The 16,139-nt window shown below is 49.1% G+C and carries 19 protein-coding genes; 9 read left to right on the forward strand and 10 right to left on the reverse strand.

Translation table 11 applies throughout. The annotated features are described in order from the left end of the window. Positions 1–19: 19 nt before the first annotated feature. Positions 20–451 carry a hypothetical protein gene (locus GON05_RS13765; RefSeq protein WP_127452967.1) on the reverse strand — a complete coding sequence of 144 codons (432 nt, stop codon included), beginning with the start codon at positions 449–451 and terminating at the stop codon, positions 20–22. Between the two features lie 54 nt (positions 452–505). Beyond that, positions 506–661, reverse strand: a complete 156-nt coding sequence (locus GON05_RS13770) for a hypothetical protein (protein ID WP_181646396.1) — start codon at positions 659–661, stop codon at positions 506–508. 105 nt (positions 662–766) lie between these two features. Here GON05_RS13770 and GON05_RS13775 point away from each other — a divergent pair, with 105 nt between their 5' ends. Both GON05_RS13775 and GON05_RS13780 read left to right on the forward strand, forming a co-directional pair. Continuing rightward, positions 767–1,933: an MFS transporter gene (locus GON05_RS13775; RefSeq protein WP_157319651.1), complete on the forward strand. Its 1,167-nt coding sequence runs from the start codon at positions 767–769 to the stop codon at positions 1,931–1,933. Positions 1,934–2,100: 167 nt separating this feature from the next. Next, a complete protein-coding gene (locus GON05_RS13780) occupies positions 2,101–2,454 on the forward strand; it encodes a toprim domain-containing protein (protein WP_127452971.1) in 354 nt (117 codons plus the stop codon). Between the two features lie 14 nt (positions 2,455–2,468). Here the strand turns inward: GON05_RS13780 and GON05_RS13785 are convergent, their stop codons facing one another. The 8 genes from GON05_RS13785 to GON05_RS13820 form a co-directional block, all read right to left on the reverse strand. Beyond that, complete coding sequence (locus tag GON05_RS13785; RefSeq protein ID WP_127452973.1) at positions 2,469–3,101, reverse strand: SCO family protein; 633 nt, start codon at positions 3,099–3,101, stop codon at positions 2,469–2,471. A gap of 19 nt (positions 3,102–3,120) precedes the next feature. After that, positions 3,121–4,098: a heme o synthase gene (cyoE, locus tag GON05_RS13790; protein WP_246069033.1), complete on the reverse strand. Its 978-nt coding sequence runs from the start codon at positions 4,096–4,098 to the stop codon at positions 3,121–3,123. Positions 4,099–4,754: 656 nt separating this feature from the next. Further along, positions 4,755–5,609 (reverse strand): urease accessory protein UreD, encoded by an 855-nt coding sequence (locus tag GON05_RS13795; RefSeq protein ID WP_157319652.1) that lies wholly within the window; start codon positions 5,607–5,609, stop codon positions 4,755–4,757. After that, positions 5,602–6,264, reverse strand: a complete 663-nt coding sequence (gene ureG / locus GON05_RS13800) for an urease accessory protein UreG (protein ID WP_157319653.1) — start codon at positions 6,262–6,264, stop codon at positions 5,602–5,604. Before ureG ends, GON05_RS13795 begins: the two co-directional genes overlap by 8 nt. 23 nt (positions 6,265–6,287) lie before the next feature. Next, complete coding sequence (locus GON05_RS13805; protein ID WP_338114070.1) at positions 6,288–7,028, reverse strand: urease accessory protein UreF; 741 nt, start codon at positions 7,026–7,028, stop codon at positions 6,288–6,290. Positions 7,029–7,040: 12 nt separating this feature from the next. Then, complete coding sequence (gene ureC, locus GON05_RS13810; protein WP_181646397.1) at positions 7,041–8,756, reverse strand: urease subunit alpha; 1,716 nt, start codon at positions 8,754–8,756, stop codon at positions 7,041–7,043. Further along, positions 8,753–9,121 (reverse strand): urease subunit beta, encoded by a 369-nt coding sequence (gene ureB, locus GON05_RS13815; RefSeq protein ID WP_157319654.1) that lies wholly within the window; start codon positions 9,119–9,121, stop codon positions 8,753–8,755. Before ureB ends, ureC begins: the two co-directional genes overlap by 4 nt. A 34-nt stretch (positions 9,122–9,155) precedes the next feature. Further along, entirely contained in the window at positions 9,156–9,458 is a 303-nt protein-coding gene (locus tag GON05_RS13820) for an urease subunit gamma (RefSeq protein ID WP_127452987.1), read from the reverse strand. A 284-nt stretch (positions 9,459–9,742) separates the two neighbouring features. On the opposite strand from GON05_RS13820, the gene urtA reads away from it, so the two are divergent. The 7 genes from urtA to gerQ all read left to right on the forward strand — a co-directional run bounded on the left by urtA (position 9,743) and on the right by gerQ (position 16,138). Next, positions 9,743–11,005 (forward strand): urea ABC transporter substrate-binding protein, encoded by a 1,263-nt coding sequence (gene urtA, locus GON05_RS13825; RefSeq protein WP_246239097.1) that lies wholly within the window; start codon positions 9,743–9,745, stop codon positions 11,003–11,005. A gap of 97 nt (positions 11,006–11,102) precedes the next feature. Beyond that, a complete protein-coding gene (gene urtB, locus GON05_RS13830) occupies positions 11,103–12,008 on the forward strand; it encodes an urea ABC transporter permease subunit UrtB (RefSeq protein WP_157319655.1) in 906 nt (301 codons plus the stop codon). Positions 12,009–12,062: 54 nt separating this feature from the next. Continuing rightward, the gene (gene urtC, locus GON05_RS13835; RefSeq protein ID WP_246239136.1) at positions 12,063–13,106 is read left to right on the forward strand and encodes an urea ABC transporter permease subunit UrtC; all 1,044 of its coding nucleotides are present in this window, start codon (positions 12,063–12,065) and stop codon (positions 13,104–13,106) included. 45 nt (positions 13,107–13,151) lie between these two features. After that, entirely contained in the window at positions 13,152–13,949 is a 798-nt protein-coding gene (gene urtD, locus GON05_RS13840) for an urea ABC transporter ATP-binding protein UrtD (RefSeq protein ID WP_157319657.1), read from the forward strand. Then, on the forward strand, positions 13,942–14,637 hold the full coding sequence (gene urtE / locus GON05_RS13845; RefSeq protein ID WP_309491821.1) for an urea ABC transporter ATP-binding subunit UrtE: 696 nt from the start codon (positions 13,942–13,944) through the stop codon (positions 14,635–14,637). The genes urtD and urtE overlap by 8 nt, the downstream gene beginning before the upstream one ends. A gap of 229 nt (positions 14,638–14,866) precedes the next feature. After that, complete coding sequence (locus GON05_RS13850) at positions 14,867–15,559, forward strand: response regulator transcription factor (protein WP_157319659.1); 693 nt, start codon at positions 14,867–14,869, stop codon at positions 15,557–15,559. A gap of 138 nt (positions 15,560–15,697) precedes the next feature. Further along, positions 15,698–16,138 carry a spore coat protein GerQ gene (gerQ, locus tag GON05_RS39295; protein ID WP_246239099.1) on the forward strand — a complete coding sequence of 147 codons (441 nt, stop codon included), beginning with the start codon at positions 15,698–15,700 and terminating at the stop codon, positions 16,136–16,138. The last annotated feature ends 1 nt before the right edge of the window (position 16,139 follow it).

Consider the following 16,139-nt stretch of genomic DNA (forward strand, 5'->3'; position numbering starts at 1 on the left):
ATCCTTACTTATTTTTCAGCTAACCTGCGTTTTTCTTCGCCTGCTCAATGAAAGCATTCACTGCCGCATTCGCATTCATTTTAAAAGTTTTACCTAGGAAAGTAACCTGCACTTCATCGCTTCCAGCTTTACCTTCAACTTTCAGACTCTTCGTCGAAACGATAAAAGAACCGTCTGGATTTGCTTTGAATTGCGCTTCTTTGGCTTCCGAAGTTAGCGCATTGATCGCTTTATCTTTGACCTCATCGCCAACCTGGGATACGACGCTTGTCCCAATATCCTTTATTTTATCCTTATAACTTGCTCCATAAACGACGAGAGCACCAACTACGACAAGGACAACAATCCATTTAACGACCGTTTTTACAATCCCGATAACAATAAATAAAACAATAATAGCAGCAACTAGTAAATACCAACGATCCTGTGCGAATGAAATCCACTGATCCAAAAGAACCCCTCCTGTTTATCCAAAAGTCCATCCCTATCATACTACAGGGAATCCTTAGTCTTCATCCCTTTTTTTCTTTAACTGCGCCAGTTTTCGCTGAATTTCATCCGTTTGATCGACTCTGCCTCTCGTTTTGCGAAAGGACTGCCGGAGCCGGAATACTAGAAATACAGCGACACAAGCAAGTAAAAGAATCACATAAGCATCCATAGCTTCCTCCATCCCAATTGTGTCAATTATACGGAAAGGTCATATCCATCGGACGAGCGGCGTACATCTTAAGAAAGAGACAAGTCTAAACAAGGTGGTGAGCACATGCGAACAGCCCTTTGGCTGTACTTATTTATGTTTGTGGCTTTTTTTGATTTGCACGCACAGTACCCGATTCTGTCACCTTTCGCCTTATCCTTAGGGGCCGCTCCTTCCTTTATAGGGCTAATCATGGGCGTATACTCGATCACGCACTTGCCTGGCAATCTCATCGCTGGCTATGGCGTGGACAAATACGGCAGCAAATTTTTCATTGTCTTTAGCCTGATTGTAGCAGGGATCATCTTACTTTTTCAATCGAATGTAAAAGATCCATGGCACCTGCTCTACATTCGTTCCATAAGCGGATTTGTGCTTGCCTTCTTATCTCCGGCCTGTTTGTCACTGCTGGCACGCATCGCCAAAGACCGCATCCAACAAAGTAAGCTGATGGCGGGGAACGGCCTGATCCACACGTTAGCTTCCGTGGTTTCTCCTGCTGCTGGAGCCATCCTGGTTGCCAAAATCGGTTTTACAACCGCTTTTTCCGTGTTGGGCTGGATTCTGATCATAACGGGATTCTTGGCTATCTTTGGTGTCAAAGAGAAGCAGATGCTGAGCCAATCCGCCGGCAAGCTTCCCGTTTTGGATCATCACGGCCATGGGATACCAGATGAAGATGCCAACTTTCCTGTCGGTGCGTCCGTTCCTTGGCTATTTTTTCTTATTCCAATGGCGCTTTCCTGCTCTCAAGGCATTCTATTCTTTGAGCTGCCGCTGATGGAATCCGCTAGAGAATCCATTCTCACCTCCGGCGTATTTTTTACACTAATCAGCTTGGGCGCTCTGCTAAGTATCTCATTCTGGTTCCTTAACAAAGTATCGCCATTTATCCGGACTGTCTGTGGAAGCTTGTCATTAGCTGTAGTTTTCTTCGGCTTAGCTATTCAGTGGGCTATCCCTTTACCTGTTTCCCTCTTCCTGATCGGAATGGCCAAAGGTGTTATTTATCCTGCATTAGCTGCCTTGCTTGCCAGCATTACCAGCAGCAGCCGTTATGGCCGCGTCTTTTCTTTGCTCTCGATCTCTTATTCCGTTGGCGCCTTCATCGGCCCTATGATGGCTGGGCAGCTTCGCGACCATATTTCTTCTTATTTCATCGCCTTCTTCATCCTCATGCTGGCACTTTCGCTTTTACCCTTGCGGTCGTTTAAAGCGCCAGTTACGACATAACGCTTCCTGTTCATGGCGGCTTGACCTGTGCAAGCCGTCTTTGTGCTGTCAATCTCTGTCATTTCCCGGGAAATGGCAGCGTATTATTTAGGCAAACGTCGAATGGAATCCTTGGATCACTGCCAAAAACGGGTTATACTACAAAAAAACCTGATGGAGGATAGCCCATGTCGATCACAATCATTGTAGAAGGCAAAAACGACAAAAGCCGCCTAAAGCGCGTCGTTGACGATAGCGTCCAGATCCTTTGCACCTTCGGAACACCTAGCTCGCAAACCTTGGAGGAATTACGAAAAAAAGCCGGAGACAAGCAAGTTTATTTGTTTACGGACAATGACTCTTCGGGTAAAAAAATACGTTTTCTGCTGCGGGATACGTTCCCGGATGCCGAGCAAATCTATACGCGTAAAGGGTATGCGGGTGTCGAAGGAACACCTGAGGAATATCTGATTCAGCAATTAGAAAAAGCAGGCCTGGAGGAGTATATTATCTACCCTTCACCAGATCCTGCTTTTGAATAGTTGATGCCGTTAACTTATTTCTCTTTGGACAAGGTCACCACATCTTTGACAATATGGTCCGCATCGAGTTCCGGATTGCTTGCATCGTAATAATTGCGCAATTTCCCTTTTTTATCAACAAGTAAAATAGCATTGGAGTGAGAGAAGTTTCCGTCCTTCTCCTTAATGACCATGATGCCGAAGTCCTCAGCCAGCTTGTGGGTCTTAGCCTCTTCTCCACGGAGGAACATCCATCCGCTTGGGTCAGGCTTGGACTCAAACTTGCTTCCGAACTCCTTCAGAACAGCCGGTGTATCCCGGTTCGGATCGACGGTGATCGAGATAATTTCGGATTTTGTGCCGAACAGCTCTTTTTTCTTCAAAGCATCCTGGACTTGCGTCAGCAGGAAAGTTGTCGGCATACAAACGTCCGGGCAAAAAGAATAGAAGAAATAAACGAGCCTTACTTTACCATCCGTATCAGCGGAAGCAACGGTCTTCCCATCCAAGTCTTGCAGTTGAAAAGATGGAGATTGCTTCATCGCCGTCAAGCGTTGATCCGGTTCGCTGCTGTTCACCCAAAGCTTATAAGCAAAAGAAGCAATCATTGCAATCAAGATAGCGCCCAGCGCCAGCTTGAACCAATTTTTTTCAAAAAATGTACTCATTCTTGTCATCCGTCCTTCACTAGCTAATCTTTACCGTATCAATGACCATGAGGATCGATAAAAGTGTTAGATACATAATCGAGAAAAGAAACATGCGTTTCGCCCATACAACTTCAGCTTCACCTGTAGCTTTGAAACCCTTCACGCTCATGAACACCCAGATTAATCCGAGAATTGTGGAGCCAATTAAGAAGAGGTATCCTTCATATCCGTAAGCGGTCAACATAACGGTAACCGGAACGAGCAGGACCACATAACGCACCATGGAAATCTTAGTCACGTAAGATCCTTTGACGACCGGTAAAAGCGGGAATCCAGCAGCCCGATATTCTTCCATGCGGCGAATGCCCAGCGCCCAGAAATGCGGCGGCTGCCATAGAAATAAGAAGAGGAACACCAAGATAGCACCTAAATCAACCGTACCGCTAACTGCGCAGTAGCCGATGACCGGTGGCGTCGCACCAGAGAATGCGCCTACAAACGTACTCCAGACGGAGGTTCTTTTGAACCATGCGGTGTAGAGCCAGACATACAGGAACAAGCCGATTAACCCGATCAACGTTGCCAGTGGGGATGCTGCTCCAAAGTAGAGGACAGCCAGTCCAATCGTTCCCAGAATTATGCCGTACCATAACACGACATTGGGTCCGAGTCGTCCACTAGGCAGCGCTCTGTTCTGCGTCCGCTCCATTTTGGCGTCCATTTCACGGTCCAAGTAATTGTTCAGCACCGTACCGCCAGCCATAACTAGAGCCGTTCCGAGCATGGTAAAAAACAAATGGGCCCAACTTACGTCCCAGCGAGCGGCCATCCAATATCCGGCGAAAGCCGTCATTAGGTTGGAATAAATAATCCCCGGCTTCACCAAGCGATAAAAATCCTTTAACGTCACAGGCTCTGCAGATGTTGACTTATTAACCGCATCTATGGCTTCGTTCCTGGCGGAACCTGGTGTCGAATCGTTAGAAACGCTTTCGTAACTAGCTTGATTTTCCACGTCTTGCCCTCCTCTATATCGAACTTCCGAGCTCATTCAATTATAATCTTATTTATCATACCAACCCCTACACGGTTTGACAATGAAGTGGGGGCAGTTGTCATGATATTGTCGATTCTCCTTCCAGTATGCGTGTAAATTAAACTTACCATTCTCTCCCAATGGAAAAAAGACCGCATTCTCGGTCATACCAAGCCATTCCGTTGTGTAAAATTCCAGTTCCCCCTCCAACGAACGCAGGTGTCGCCACATCGCGCGATAGTGAAAAGTGACGTCGTCGTCCTTTAAAGACGAGCGCTTGTTAAGAGCCCGGTTGGAGCGCCACAAAAAATATTCAGTGTAACTGAGACACTTGGCAGGGGTAACCTCTTACCACAAACCTATGGGGAACTACAGGCCACTATTCTAGCAAATTCAGCCCGTTTCCGCTTTCGAGCAGAACTACAGGGCCTTATTTGACCGCTAATCCCGTTTTCTTTCAGAAAACGGACAAATAGCGGCCCACAGTTCCCCTCCGCACGAAAAAGAGCCTATTTCGCTGAAATAGTGCCCTGTATTTCCCCTGGCAAGGAGATGCCGCCCATTGGATAGCTGCAAACCCGACATAAATATAAATCCCAGCACGTCAAAAAAGGAGCCCTGTGGGCTCCTCCAACTTATTTATTAACCATTAATGGGGTTAAAGCAAGCACGCTGCGGCGCAATTCATGCCAAGCTTGGGCAAGAACATGCTGCAATTGCCAGGCATGCCGCCCCATGACCGTGACAATGATCCCGTGTTTATAAGTAAGGCTGGCACCGACACGTACTTGTTTAATGTCATTTATCTTCTCCAGGCACGTCAGCAGGCCATCCAGGTGCTTCGGCCCAAGCTGATCCGAGAAGATATACAAATTCCCCAGATGCGTTTCCTGCTCCCAACTCCCAGGGGCTGTAAGCTGCATATCTCGGGGCTCAATTCTCTGGTTCTGATAATAAATCAGTTCCGTGCCGTACCAAACCTTCATCCGATTCGTATAACGCGAGTACTGAAAAATCTCTCCCCTCTGCGTTCGTCCCGGGCAGAGCACATCAGAGAATATGCACGCAGCTCCTGGAGCAAGATGCACCTCCGTTTCGGAGAAGAACTGTGCATCTTTGTAGAGCATGAGCGGCTCAGGGATGTACTCCAGCAGCGCCCCAGCCTCCACATGCAGCGACTGGCGCTGCGTGCTTCCTTGCTCCTCGGAGGAAGGATGAACCTTCGTGAACGACTGGTTCGTTAGAAAAACACGTGCGCCCTCTTCAAGGCGCACGTTGATTTCGTAATGATCCCCTGACATCAGTCCCGGGGAGCAGTCCATCATGTAAACGCCCAGTTGTTCCACGGGCTGGTCTCCGGTGAACGTATCGTTCTCATAGCGGAACGTTTTGGCGATTTTGAGCGGGGAGGCGTGATATTTGTGAACCAGCTGCGTGAAGCCGCTGCGTACCGCAAATGCTGCCTGAATCTCCCCGGTCACCTTAGGCATGGCTGAACTCCTGCTCCACCCATGTCACAATATCATCAAGACCTGTGCCGCCCATCAGGTTGGAGAAAATATACGGACGGTCGCCGCGCATTTTCTTCGTATCCGAGTCCATGACGTCCAGGCTGGCGCCGACATACGGAGCCAAATCAATTTTGTTAATGATGAGCATATCGGATCTCATAATGCCAGGCCCGCCTTTGCGCGGAATTTTCTCCCCTTGCGCAACATCAATAATATAGATGAAGCGATCCACTAATTCCGGGCTAAAGGCTGCAGCCAAATTATCGCCGCCACTCTCGATGAAAATGATATCGAGATGCTCAAAACGCTGCTCCAACTCTTCAATCGCTTCGAAATTCATGGAAGCATCTTCACGAATCGCCGTATGCGGGCATCCACCGGTCTCCACCCCGATAATACGATCTTCGGGCAATGCTTCCGAACTGATCAGAATCCGCGCATCTTCCTTCGTATAGATATCATTCGTAATCACCGCGATACTGAAACGGTCGTTGAGTTTGCGTGCCAGACGCTCGACCAAAGCTGTTTTTCCGGAGCCGACTGGCCCACCGATACCAATACGCATTGGACGGCTCCGATCGACAGACGGTTTCTCCCATTGATGGTGATGATGATGACCTTGTCCTTGACACATAGTTATTCCTCCTTGAAATTGAATTAAGACATGAACAACCGCGAATAGAGGGTCTCGTGCTGTATCATTGCCAGATCAGCCGAGGGTGAATTCGTATACGCATCCTTAGGATCTAAATGAGCTACGCGCTGCCACTGGCTTCCAATCAACGGAATCACCTTGGCGAGCAGCATTTGGCCTTGCGTTTGGCCCATGGACATGAGCCTGAGAGCACTGTTGATACACGTCATTACACAACTGTACAGATATCCCTCCACCGCTTGATCCAGCGGAACGCCGAGGTGATAGCTCACCCATCCATGTACCATCGGATGATTGGCACTGCAGCGCCCGTCCTTCACGGCTTCGTCTAATGACTCCCAATCCAGTCTGGGATACAAAGCCCGGGATAACTGCAGCAGCCTGCGTCCCATCTTCTGAACGCCGCTTCTCGCCTCACTTGACACCCGCTGCACATGCAGCATGTGGTCGATTGCCCAAAGCTGTTCCCAATCCCCACGGGGAATATGCATGTAGGCTGCTTTGATCACCATCGCATCAGACGATGACCAGCTGTGGAGGAGCATGGTGCTGATGTAAGCCTCAAGCTCATCGACGGTTTCCAAACGTCCTTGCTGAACTAACGTTTCCAAGCCGAAGGAATGTGAAAATCCACCGATCGGCAATGCCGAATCTAGTAGCTGCTGGTAGGCAAGCCAGTGAAACTTTGGGGCTGCTGCTTCTTGCTGCGTGGCCGCTGCCCGCTGCGCCTCATCCATGAGCATCACCTACATTTTTTAAAATAGGAAATATAATTGCGCCATCGGAAGCTTCGTCGCCGGCTCACAGGTGATGGCTTCGCCATCCACTTTGACTTCATAAGTCTCCGGGTTCACTTCTATGGAAGGCGTTTCGTTGTTATGAATCATGTCTTTCTTCGAAATTTCGCGACAGCCCTTCACAGGCTCAACCCGCTTCTGTAGACCGAGCCTCTGCGCGATGCCATTGTCATAAGCCGTTTGAGAAACGAACGTCATCGAGCTTTGGGTCAAAGCTTTGCCGAAAGCCGCAAACATCGGCCTTCCGAACACAGGCTGCGGTGTTGGAATAGATGCATTGGGGTCCCCCATTTGCGCGTACGCAATGCTGCCGCCTTTGAGCACCAAATCAGGTTTAACCCCGAAGAACATCGGGCTCCAAACCACCAGATCCGCGAATTTGCCCGGCTCTATGGAACCAACCAGATGCGAAACGCCATGCGTAATCGCAGGGTTAATCGTATACTTGGCAATGTATCGCTTGATGCGGAAATTGTCGCCTTCCTCCGTATCCGGAGCGAGCGGTCCCCGCTGTTTCTTCATCTTATCCGCCGTTTGCCAGGTGCGAATGATGACCTCCCCAACCCGGCCCATCGCCTGCGAATCCGAGCTCAGCATGCTGAACACTCCAAGATCATGCAGAATATCCTCGGCAGCGATCGTTTCCGGGCGAATCCGAGAATCGGCAAATGCCACATCCTCAGGAATCCGGCTGTCCAAATGATGACAAACCATGAGCATATCCAAATGCTCTTCAATCGTATTAATCGTGTAAGGACGTGTCGGATTGGTCGAAGACGGCAGTATATTCAGCTCAGCAGCGGCCCGGATGATATCCGGCGCATGCCCTCCGCCTGCTCCTTCCGTATGATACGTGTGGATGGTACGGCCTTTGATGGCCGCCAGCGTATCCTCCAAAAATCCCGCTTCATTTAATGTATCCGTATGAATAGCGACCTGAACGTCATATTGATCGGCTGCCTTCAGGCACGTGTCGATGGCCGCCGGTGTCGTTCCCCAATCTTCGTGCAGCTTCAAACCGATGGCGCCAGCTTCAATCTGTTCGATTAATGGCGCCAAGAAGGAGGAATTTCCCTTCCCTGTGAATCCCAAGTTCATCGGGAACGCTTCAGCAGCTTCCAGCATCCGCTGCATATGCCAGGCGCCAGGCGTGCAGGTTGTCGCATTCGTACCTGTTGCCGGTCCTGTACCGCCGCCGATCATCGTCGTCACGCCGGAGGACAGCGCCGTTTCGATCTGCTGAGGGCATATATAATGAATGTGAGCATCAATGCCTCCAGCCGTTACGATTTTACCTTCGCCAGCAATGACCTCCGTGCTTGCTCCGACAATCAGATTCGGGTGCACACCATCCATAATATCGGGATTGCCGGCTTTGCCAATTCCGACGATATGTCCATCCTTGATGCCGATATCGCCTTTCACAATCCCCCAATGATCGATAACGACAGCGTTCGTGATCAGCGTGTCGAGCACGCCTTGATCTCGGGTGGCGCCACTCGACTGTCCCATGCCGTCCCGGATGACTTTCCCTCCGCCAAATTTGCATTCGTCCCCATAGACAGTGTAATCATGCTCAATTTGCGCCCATAATTCCGTATCCGCCAACCGAATAGCGTCGCCGGTCGTAGGCCCGAACATCAGCGCGTAGCTCTTACGATCTATTTGACTCACACGCTTTTCCCCTCCCATGCCTGCCATCTAGCTCTCGTCTCATTGGACATCTGGTCCTTAACCGCCGGCCCTTCGCTCAAGTTATTGAGCCCATAGGACAATTTGGCTCCGCCCAACTCAACAAGCTGAATCGGCTTTTGCTCGCCAGGTTCGAACCGAACGGCCGTCCCCGCCGGAATATCCAGATGCATGCCGAAGGCCAGTTCTCTTGGAAAAGCCAACGCTCGGTTCACTTCAAAAAAGTGATAGTGGGAGCCCACCTGAATCGGTCGATCCCCTGTGTTCGTGACGATGACTTCGACGGATTGTCTGCCTTTATTCATTTCTATAACGCCTTTGTTTATTCGATATTCTCCCGGAACCATCTTCTCGCCCCTTTCAATCGATTCATCCATTTCGTTAGGTAATGGGTTGGTGAACCGTCACCAGCTTCGTGCCATCGGGAAATGTAGCTTCTACCTGTACGTCATGAATCATCTGAGGAACACCTTCCATAACCTGCTCTGCTTTCAAAATGGTCGTACCGAACGCCATCAGCTCGGCAACTGTCATGCCATCTCTGGCGCCTTCCATAATTTCAGATGTAATAAGTGCAATACTTTCGGGATAATTCAGCTTTACGCCTCTGGCCAGTCGCCGCCTTGCTAAGTCTGCAGCTACTGTTATGAGGAGCTTTTCTTTCTCACGTTCGGTTAAATGCACATCATCACCTCTTCAAAAACCGAATAATGGGATTCTTTTACACTTATTATATTCGGATATTTCATGCTTGTAAATCTTTAATGTCATATTAATTAACATAGAACGCTTGATTTTTCTAATTATTTTCCATATTTTATACATCGAACACAAAGAATTTGCATTTCCTTGTGCATGAATCACAAAACGAAAACCAATTTATGTCATGAATATTGACATTAACCTTTTACCCACTTTATCATAAGCCTTGTAATCCAAATCTTGTAAGTAAGGGAGTGGGACGAATCATGAGAGAGATAAGAAACAAGGGGAAGCTCACCGTCGCTTTAAGCATGGCATTGATGTTGGTCGCAACGGGCTGTGCAAAGTCGGAGCCTACTGCAACCACCGCAGCAACGAAGGCGGCAGAAGTCAAAGCGGAAACGAAAGACGAGACTGTACCTGTTGGTATTCTTCACTCTCTGACGGGCACGATGTCCATTAGTGAAGTATCTGTACGAGATGCGGAGTTAATGGCGATTGATGAAATTAATGCAGCTGGGGGACTCTTAGGCAAAAAACTAAAGCCCGTCATTGAAGACGGCGCATCCGATTGGCCTACTTTTGCAGAGAAAACTAAGAAGTTACTGCAGAAAGACAGCGTTGTGACAATTTTCGGTTGCTGGACATCAGCCAGCCGTAAAGCGGTCCTTCCGGTCGTCGAGCAAAACAAAGGATTATTGTGGTATCCCGTTCAGTATGAAGGCGTGGAATCCTCACCGAACATTTTCTATGTCGGCGCAACAACGAACCAACAAATTATCCCCGCTGTAACCTGGCTCCTCCAAAACAAGGGCAAGAAGTTCTACCTCCTCGGCTCTGACTATGTTTTCCCAAGAACAGCCAACAAAATTATTAAAGAGCAGCTTAAAGCCGAAGGCGGCACCCTTGTCGCTGAAGAGTATACGCCGCTTGGTCACACGGATTACAACACAATTATTAGCAAAATCAAAAAAGAGAAGCCGGATGTTGTTTTCAATACACTCAATGGCGATAGTAACGTAGCTTTCTTCAAGCAATTGAAAGACGCTGGCATTACGGCCAAAGACCTAACAACGATGTCGGTTAGTATTGCCGAGGAAGAAGTTCGCGGTATTGGAGCTTCTGTTCTGGATGGACACTACACAGCTTGGAATTACTATCAAACAACGGACACACCGGAGAACAAAAAATTCGTTGAAGCCTACAAAGCAAAATACGGGAAGGACCGCGTAACGGATGATCCGATCGAAGCCGGTTACACCGCCGTTTATCTATGGGCAGAAGCCGTTAAAAAAGCAGGCTCTTTTGATGTAGAAAAAGTAAAAGCAGCTGCCAAAGGCATCGAGTGGAATTCACCGGAAGGCAAAGTTACCATCGATGGCGAGAACCAGCACATTTCCAAAACGGCGCGTATCGGCCAAATTGGCGCCGACGGGCTAATTAAAGAAGTATGGAATTCCGGTCAACCGCTGAAGCCGGACCCTTTCCTCAAAACGTATCCATGGGGCGGCGAAGTAACGAAGAAATAAAGCTCACCGATAGGATTGCTCTTGAAACCAGGTCTGCCTGACGGCAGCCCTGGATTTCATTATTTTACTCGGGGTTCACTAAGGGGGAAGCATCGTCATGAGTTTGCTGCTGCTTCAATTATTCAACGGCCTAAGTCTCAGCTCCATCCTGCTCCTGATTGCTATTGGGCTTGCCATTACATTCGGACTTATGAATGTCATGAATATGGCTCACGGTGAGTTTATTATGATCGGAGCTTATATGGCCTATCTGGTCCAGCACGGGTTCCAGAAATTCCTGCCCGCCTCAGCTTTCGGCTGGTATTTCGTCGTTTCGCTCGGGGTCGCCTTTGCTGTAGCCTTCCTCGTCGGTTGGCTGCTGGAAGTTTGCCTCATACGGTTCATGTACGGCAGGCCTCTAGATAGCCTGCTTGCCACATGGGGCGTCAGCTTAGCCCTGCAGCAGCTGGCCAGATCCATATTCGGCGCGCCTAACGTCGCGGTGAAAGCTCCCGAGTGGTTGGAAGGTGGACTCCGCCTTACAGCAGACCTCACGCTGCCTTACAAGCGCCTCTTCATTATTGCGCTTGTCGCGCTCTGTATCTTCGTGATCTATATGTACCTATATCACTCAGCAGGCGGCAGACGGATGAGAGCCGTGATGCAGAACCGCCAAATGGCTGCTTGCCTTGGCATTTCTACACGCCGAGTAGATGCGCAATCATTCGCTTTTGGCTCTGCAATGGCCGGCATTGCCGGATGTGCGCTAACCTTGGTCGGACCTATTGGACCAACAATCGGCACATACTACATCGTTGATGCCTTTATGGTTGTTGTGCTCGGCGGCATCGGGAAGCTGATTGGGACGGTCGCCGGAGCTTTGGGCATCGGCGTGTTCAATACCGCGTTGGAGTACACAACCAGTGCGACAATTGGCAAAGTACTTGTCTTCACACTGATCATCGCCTTCTTGCAATGGAAACCGATGGGACTTGTGACGATCCGTTCAAGATCCTTAGATTGAAGAAAGGATGTGGCATCTTCCATGCTTTTCGCCGGACAATCCAAGTTGAAACTGATGGTTTACACCGTTTTTTTAATCGTGTTGGCCTTTGCGCCACTGTATTTGTCTGACTTCCGCCTTTCGCTTCTCGGCAAGTTTCTCGCCTATGCCATTATTGCCATGGGCATTGATCTCATTTGGGGTTACACCGGCATCTTGAGTCTCGGTCATGGCGTATACTTCGGGCTCGGCGCCTACTGTATGGCTATGCATCTGAAACTAGCCGCGAGTCCGGGAGAGCTGCCTGATTTCATGTCCTGGAGCGGTGTCGAAAGCTTGCCTTGGTTCTGGATTCCCTTCCATTCGGCAGGCGCAGCTTTTCTGCTGGCCCTCATCATTCCTATGATGGTCGCCTTCATTTTAGGTTATTTTACCTTTCGCAACCGGATTAAAGGCGCCTTTTTTTCCATCCTGTCGCAAGCTCTTGTCATTATTACAGTGACCTTATTTGTTGGCCAACAAGGCTACACAGGGGGAACGAATGGGCTTACGAACTTTGACTCCTTTTTAGGCTTAAACCTGCAAGCAGAGTCAACCAAGTTGCTCTTCTTCTATCTCACCTTAGCTGTCGTTGCTATCGTGCTAATCCTATGCAGCCTGCTCGTCACCAGCCGTATGGGCAATATTCTGACCGCCATCCGCGATGGAGAAAATCGGGTACGTTTCATCGGCTACAATCCGGTCACGTACAAAGTTTTCATATACTGTGCTTCTGCAGGATTGGCCGGACTCGCCGGCGTGCTCTTCGTGCTTCAGGAAGGAATCATTTCCCCCGCTCAGATGGGGATTGTTCCCTCGATTGAAATGGTGTTATGGGTCGCTATCGGGGGCCGCTCTACCATTGGAGGCGCTGTTCTCGGAGCTCTCGTGACCAACGCCGCCAAAACAACGTTCAGCGAAGCCTATCCCGCTTGGTGGCCCATCATGCTCGGCGCGATGTTCATTATCGTTGTGCTTTTACTCCCCAAAGGAATTGTCGGCACCATTACGCACTACACTTCCAATTGGAAGAAGCCTGTGCTGCCCAAGCCCATTTCTTCCTCGCAAGAAGCCAGATAAGCTGGCCGTCATTTGTTTCATGAATAAAAGAAGGAGGAACCTCCCATGCTCGGACAATTAGCAGAGCAACAAACTGTGCCTGTGCCTGGCGCAAAAATATTAAGCGTAAAAGGGCTCGAGGTCAGCTTCGACGGTTTTAAAGCCTTGCGCAATCTCGACTTTTCCTTGGAATATGGCGAGCTTCGCTTTCTCATCGGGCCCAACGGGGCCGGTAAAACAACGCTCCTGGATGTCATTTGCGGGAAAGTGAAACCTTCGCTAGGTGAAGTTTTTTTCAAAGACACCATTGATCTTGCCAAGCATCAAGAGCACCAAATTGCACAGCTCGGGATCGGACGCAAATTCCAAGCCCCCTCTGTCTTTTCAACCTTAACGGTATTTGAAAATCTAGCCTTATCCATGAAACAAAAGCGCGGACTTCTCAGCGCGCTCTGGGCCAAAACGACCAGCGAGCAGCGGGATCGCCTGCACCAAAGACTTGCTATGATCGGCCTGCAAAGCAAGGCCAAAGAACGCGCCGGCTCCCTTTCTCACGGGGAGAAGCAGTGGCTCGAAATCGGCATGCTGCTGATGCAGGAGCCTGATCTCCTGCTGCTTGATGAGCCGGCAGCCGGCATGACGGATAGCGAAACCGAGAAGACGGGCGAGCTGCTCCATGAAATCGCAGCGGATCAAACGATTATTGTGGTCGAGCATGACATGGCATTTGTTCGCCAATTTGCCAAAACAGTCACCGTACTACATGAAGGTACCGTCCTTCGCGAGGGCACGATGCTGGATATCCAGAATGACGATAGGGTTGCTGAGGTTTATCTGGGAAGGAGAGTGGAGCGCGGTGCTTAATCTTCAAAATATCGAAGCCGGTTATGGGGAAAGTATGGTCGTTCGCCAAGTAAACTTACTTGTGAAGCCTGGACAGATCGTTTGTCTAATGGGACGTAACGGCGTAGGCAAGTCAACGCTCATGAAGAGCATTATGGGTCTGGTTAAGCCCAAGTCCGGTTCCATTCACTATAACGAGCGGGACATCACGGCCCTTCCTCCGGATCAACGCGCAAAATCGGGCATCGGTTATGTGCCGCAAGGCCGAGAAATCTTCCCTCAGTTATCGGTTGAGGAAAACTTGCTGCTCGGCCTCGAAGCCGCGACAGACGGGAGAAAGAAGCTGCCCGAGTCCCTCTATGACACCTTCCCCGTTCTGCGGCAAATGCTGCACCGCAAAGGGGGAGACCTCAGCGGCGGACAGCAGCAGCAGCTGGCAATCGCCCGTGCTCTAGCTGCAGGTCCGAAACTTTTGCTGCTGGATGAACCTATGGAGGGCATCCAACCTTCCATCGTGATGGAGATTGAAGCCATTATCGAATCCATTAAACGGAGAAGAGAGATAGCCGTCTTATTGGTCGAGCAAAGCTTGGAGTTCGCCACGAGCATCGCGGATTATTATTATGTCATAGACCGGGGGACGATTGCCGCCGAAGGTCATGCCGAGCAGTTGAGCGAAGATCAAGTTCGAAAGCACTTAACCGTATGAATTCGTTCCTGAATGCTCACCCTACCATAGGAAGCTGGATTACTTGACCTAACTTTAGGCATCAAGTACCATCCAGCTTCCTTTTTTCTTTTTTGAAAAGAAATTGAAATTATTGCCTAAAAACTGGACGGCACAAAATGGATAATGATAACATGTTACATATAGGATCGAATGTTGCGTCCGGCATATCGAGCACCGAGCCTTTTGAAGGAAAAGGAGGGGAACGTTTATGTCTAAAGTTTTAATTATTGAAGATGATCTAAGCATTGGTGAAATGATGTCCATTTATTTGTACGAAGAAGGTTATCAAGTCATGCGGGCGGAGAATGGCCGTCAAGGAGAAACCTTATTCCGGGATTTCAATCCTGATGTCATTGTTCTTGATATCATGCTGCCAGATGTTGACGGAATCCAGCTATGCACTTCCTTCCGAACAGCTTCGACTATACCCATTCTCATGGTTTCGGCCAAAAGTGAAGTTTCCGACCGAATCAAGGGTCTGCAAACGGGAGCAGATGATTACTTATGCAAGCCTTTCTCCATGAGAGAATTAGCTGCACGGGTACAAGCCTTATTGCGCCGTTCGACCTCTTTTGCCCATGTCGCAGCTGCCGCAGCCGAGCCCTCATCCAATCAGATCGTCTACCTGGATCTCGAGAAACGGTGTCTTTTTGTACATAACAAATTAATAGAGACCACGTTCTCCGAATTCGAGATTATGAAGCTATTATGGCAAAATCAAGGCCGTGTTTACAGCCGCGAGGAGCTGCTCAACCGGGTACGCGGTTTCGATTCCTATGTTACCGAGCGCGCCATAGATGTACATATCGCAAACCTTCGCAAAAAAATAGAAACCGACCCGAAAGAACCGAAATATATTAAAACCGTCTGGGGTGTCGGATATAAATTTTTACTGAGTTAAGCTCCCTTTTGGAGCTTTTTTATTTTGCAGATGAACGGGGAAATCAGTCACCAAATAGGCGAATGCACAATATGATGAGGTGTATGCTTCACAAGAAGAAAGCTTCCACAAGGAAAGCTCCAAGGAGGATTTACAGTTATGTTGAATAACCCTTACAAAATTGGCAATCAAGCGCAAATGCCAACATTCAGCGGAACTCCATACCCAGCCTACCCGGTTCCAACAGCAATTACGAACAAAATGGTTCCTATGCAGCCTAGCGGCTCCACGCTGCCACCTACAGGAACTGGCCTGCAAACCGGTGTAAACGTGCCTGGCTTACCGATGGAAGAATCTTATATCGAGAATATTCTGCGGCTTAATCTTGGCAAAATGGCTACGCTCTACATGACATACGAAAATAACTCGCAATGGAATGCCAAAATTTTCAAAGGCAAGTTGGAAGCAGCAGGACGCGACCATATCATCATCAGCGATCCGGCTACAGGCATGCGCTACTTACTGCTTATGGTGAATCTGGACTACATCACATTCGACGAGGAATTAAATTACTACTATCCCTATGCCAACAGAAAATAAT

The sequence above is a fragment of the Paenibacillus anseongensis genome, assembly GCF_009757995.1.
Taxonomy (GTDB): domain Bacteria; phylum Bacillota; class Bacilli; order Paenibacillales; family NBRC-103111; genus Paenibacillus_E; species Paenibacillus_E chondroitinus.

Excerpts from the sequence above, each read along its gene's own strand:
- GON05_RS13770 (WP_181646396.1), bottom strand. The coding sequence starts at position 661 with ATGGATGCTTATGTGATTCTTTTACTTGCTTGTGTCGCTGTATTTCTA.
- GON05_RS13775 (WP_157319651.1), top strand. The coding sequence starts at position 767 with ATGCGAACAGCCCTTTGGCTGTACTTATTTATGTTTGTGGCTTTTTTT.
- GON05_RS13780 (WP_127452971.1), top strand. The coding sequence starts at position 2,101 with ATGTCGATCACAATCATTGTAGAAGGCAAAAACGACAAAAGCCGCCTA.
- GON05_RS13785 (WP_127452973.1), bottom strand. The coding sequence starts at position 3,101 with ATGAGTACATTTTTTGAAAAAAATTGGTTCAAGCTGGCGCTGGGCGCT.
- GON05_RS13795 (WP_157319652.1), bottom strand. The coding sequence starts at position 5,609 with ATGCCTAAGGTGACCGGGGAGATTCAGGCAGCATTTGCGGTACGCAGC.
- ureG (WP_157319653.1), bottom strand. The coding sequence starts at position 6,264 with ATGTGTCAAGGACAAGGTCATCATCATCACCATCAATGGGAGAAACCG.
- GON05_RS13805 (WP_338114070.1), bottom strand. The coding sequence starts at position 7,028 with ATGCTCATGGATGAGGCGCAGCGGGCAGCGGCCACGCAGCAAGAAGCA.
- ureB (WP_157319654.1), bottom strand. The coding sequence starts at position 9,121 with ATGGTTCCGGGAGAATATCGAATAAACAAAGGCGTTATAGAAATGAAT.
- urtA (WP_246239097.1), top strand. The coding sequence starts at position 9,743 with ATGAGAGAGATAAGAAACAAGGGGAAGCTCACCGTCGCTTTAAGCATG.
- urtB (WP_157319655.1), top strand. The coding sequence starts at position 11,103 with ATGAGTTTGCTGCTGCTTCAATTATTCAACGGCCTAAGTCTCAGCTCC.
- urtC (WP_246239136.1), top strand. The coding sequence starts at position 12,063 with ATGGTTTACACCGTTTTTTTAATCGTGTTGGCCTTTGCGCCACTGTAT.
- urtD (WP_157319657.1), top strand. The coding sequence starts at position 13,152 with ATGCTCGGACAATTAGCAGAGCAACAAACTGTGCCTGTGCCTGGCGCA.
- GON05_RS13850 (WP_157319659.1), top strand. The coding sequence starts at position 14,867 with ATGTCTAAAGTTTTAATTATTGAAGATGATCTAAGCATTGGTGAAATG.
- gerQ (WP_246239099.1), top strand. The coding sequence starts at position 15,698 with ATGTTGAATAACCCTTACAAAATTGGCAATCAAGCGCAAATGCCAACA.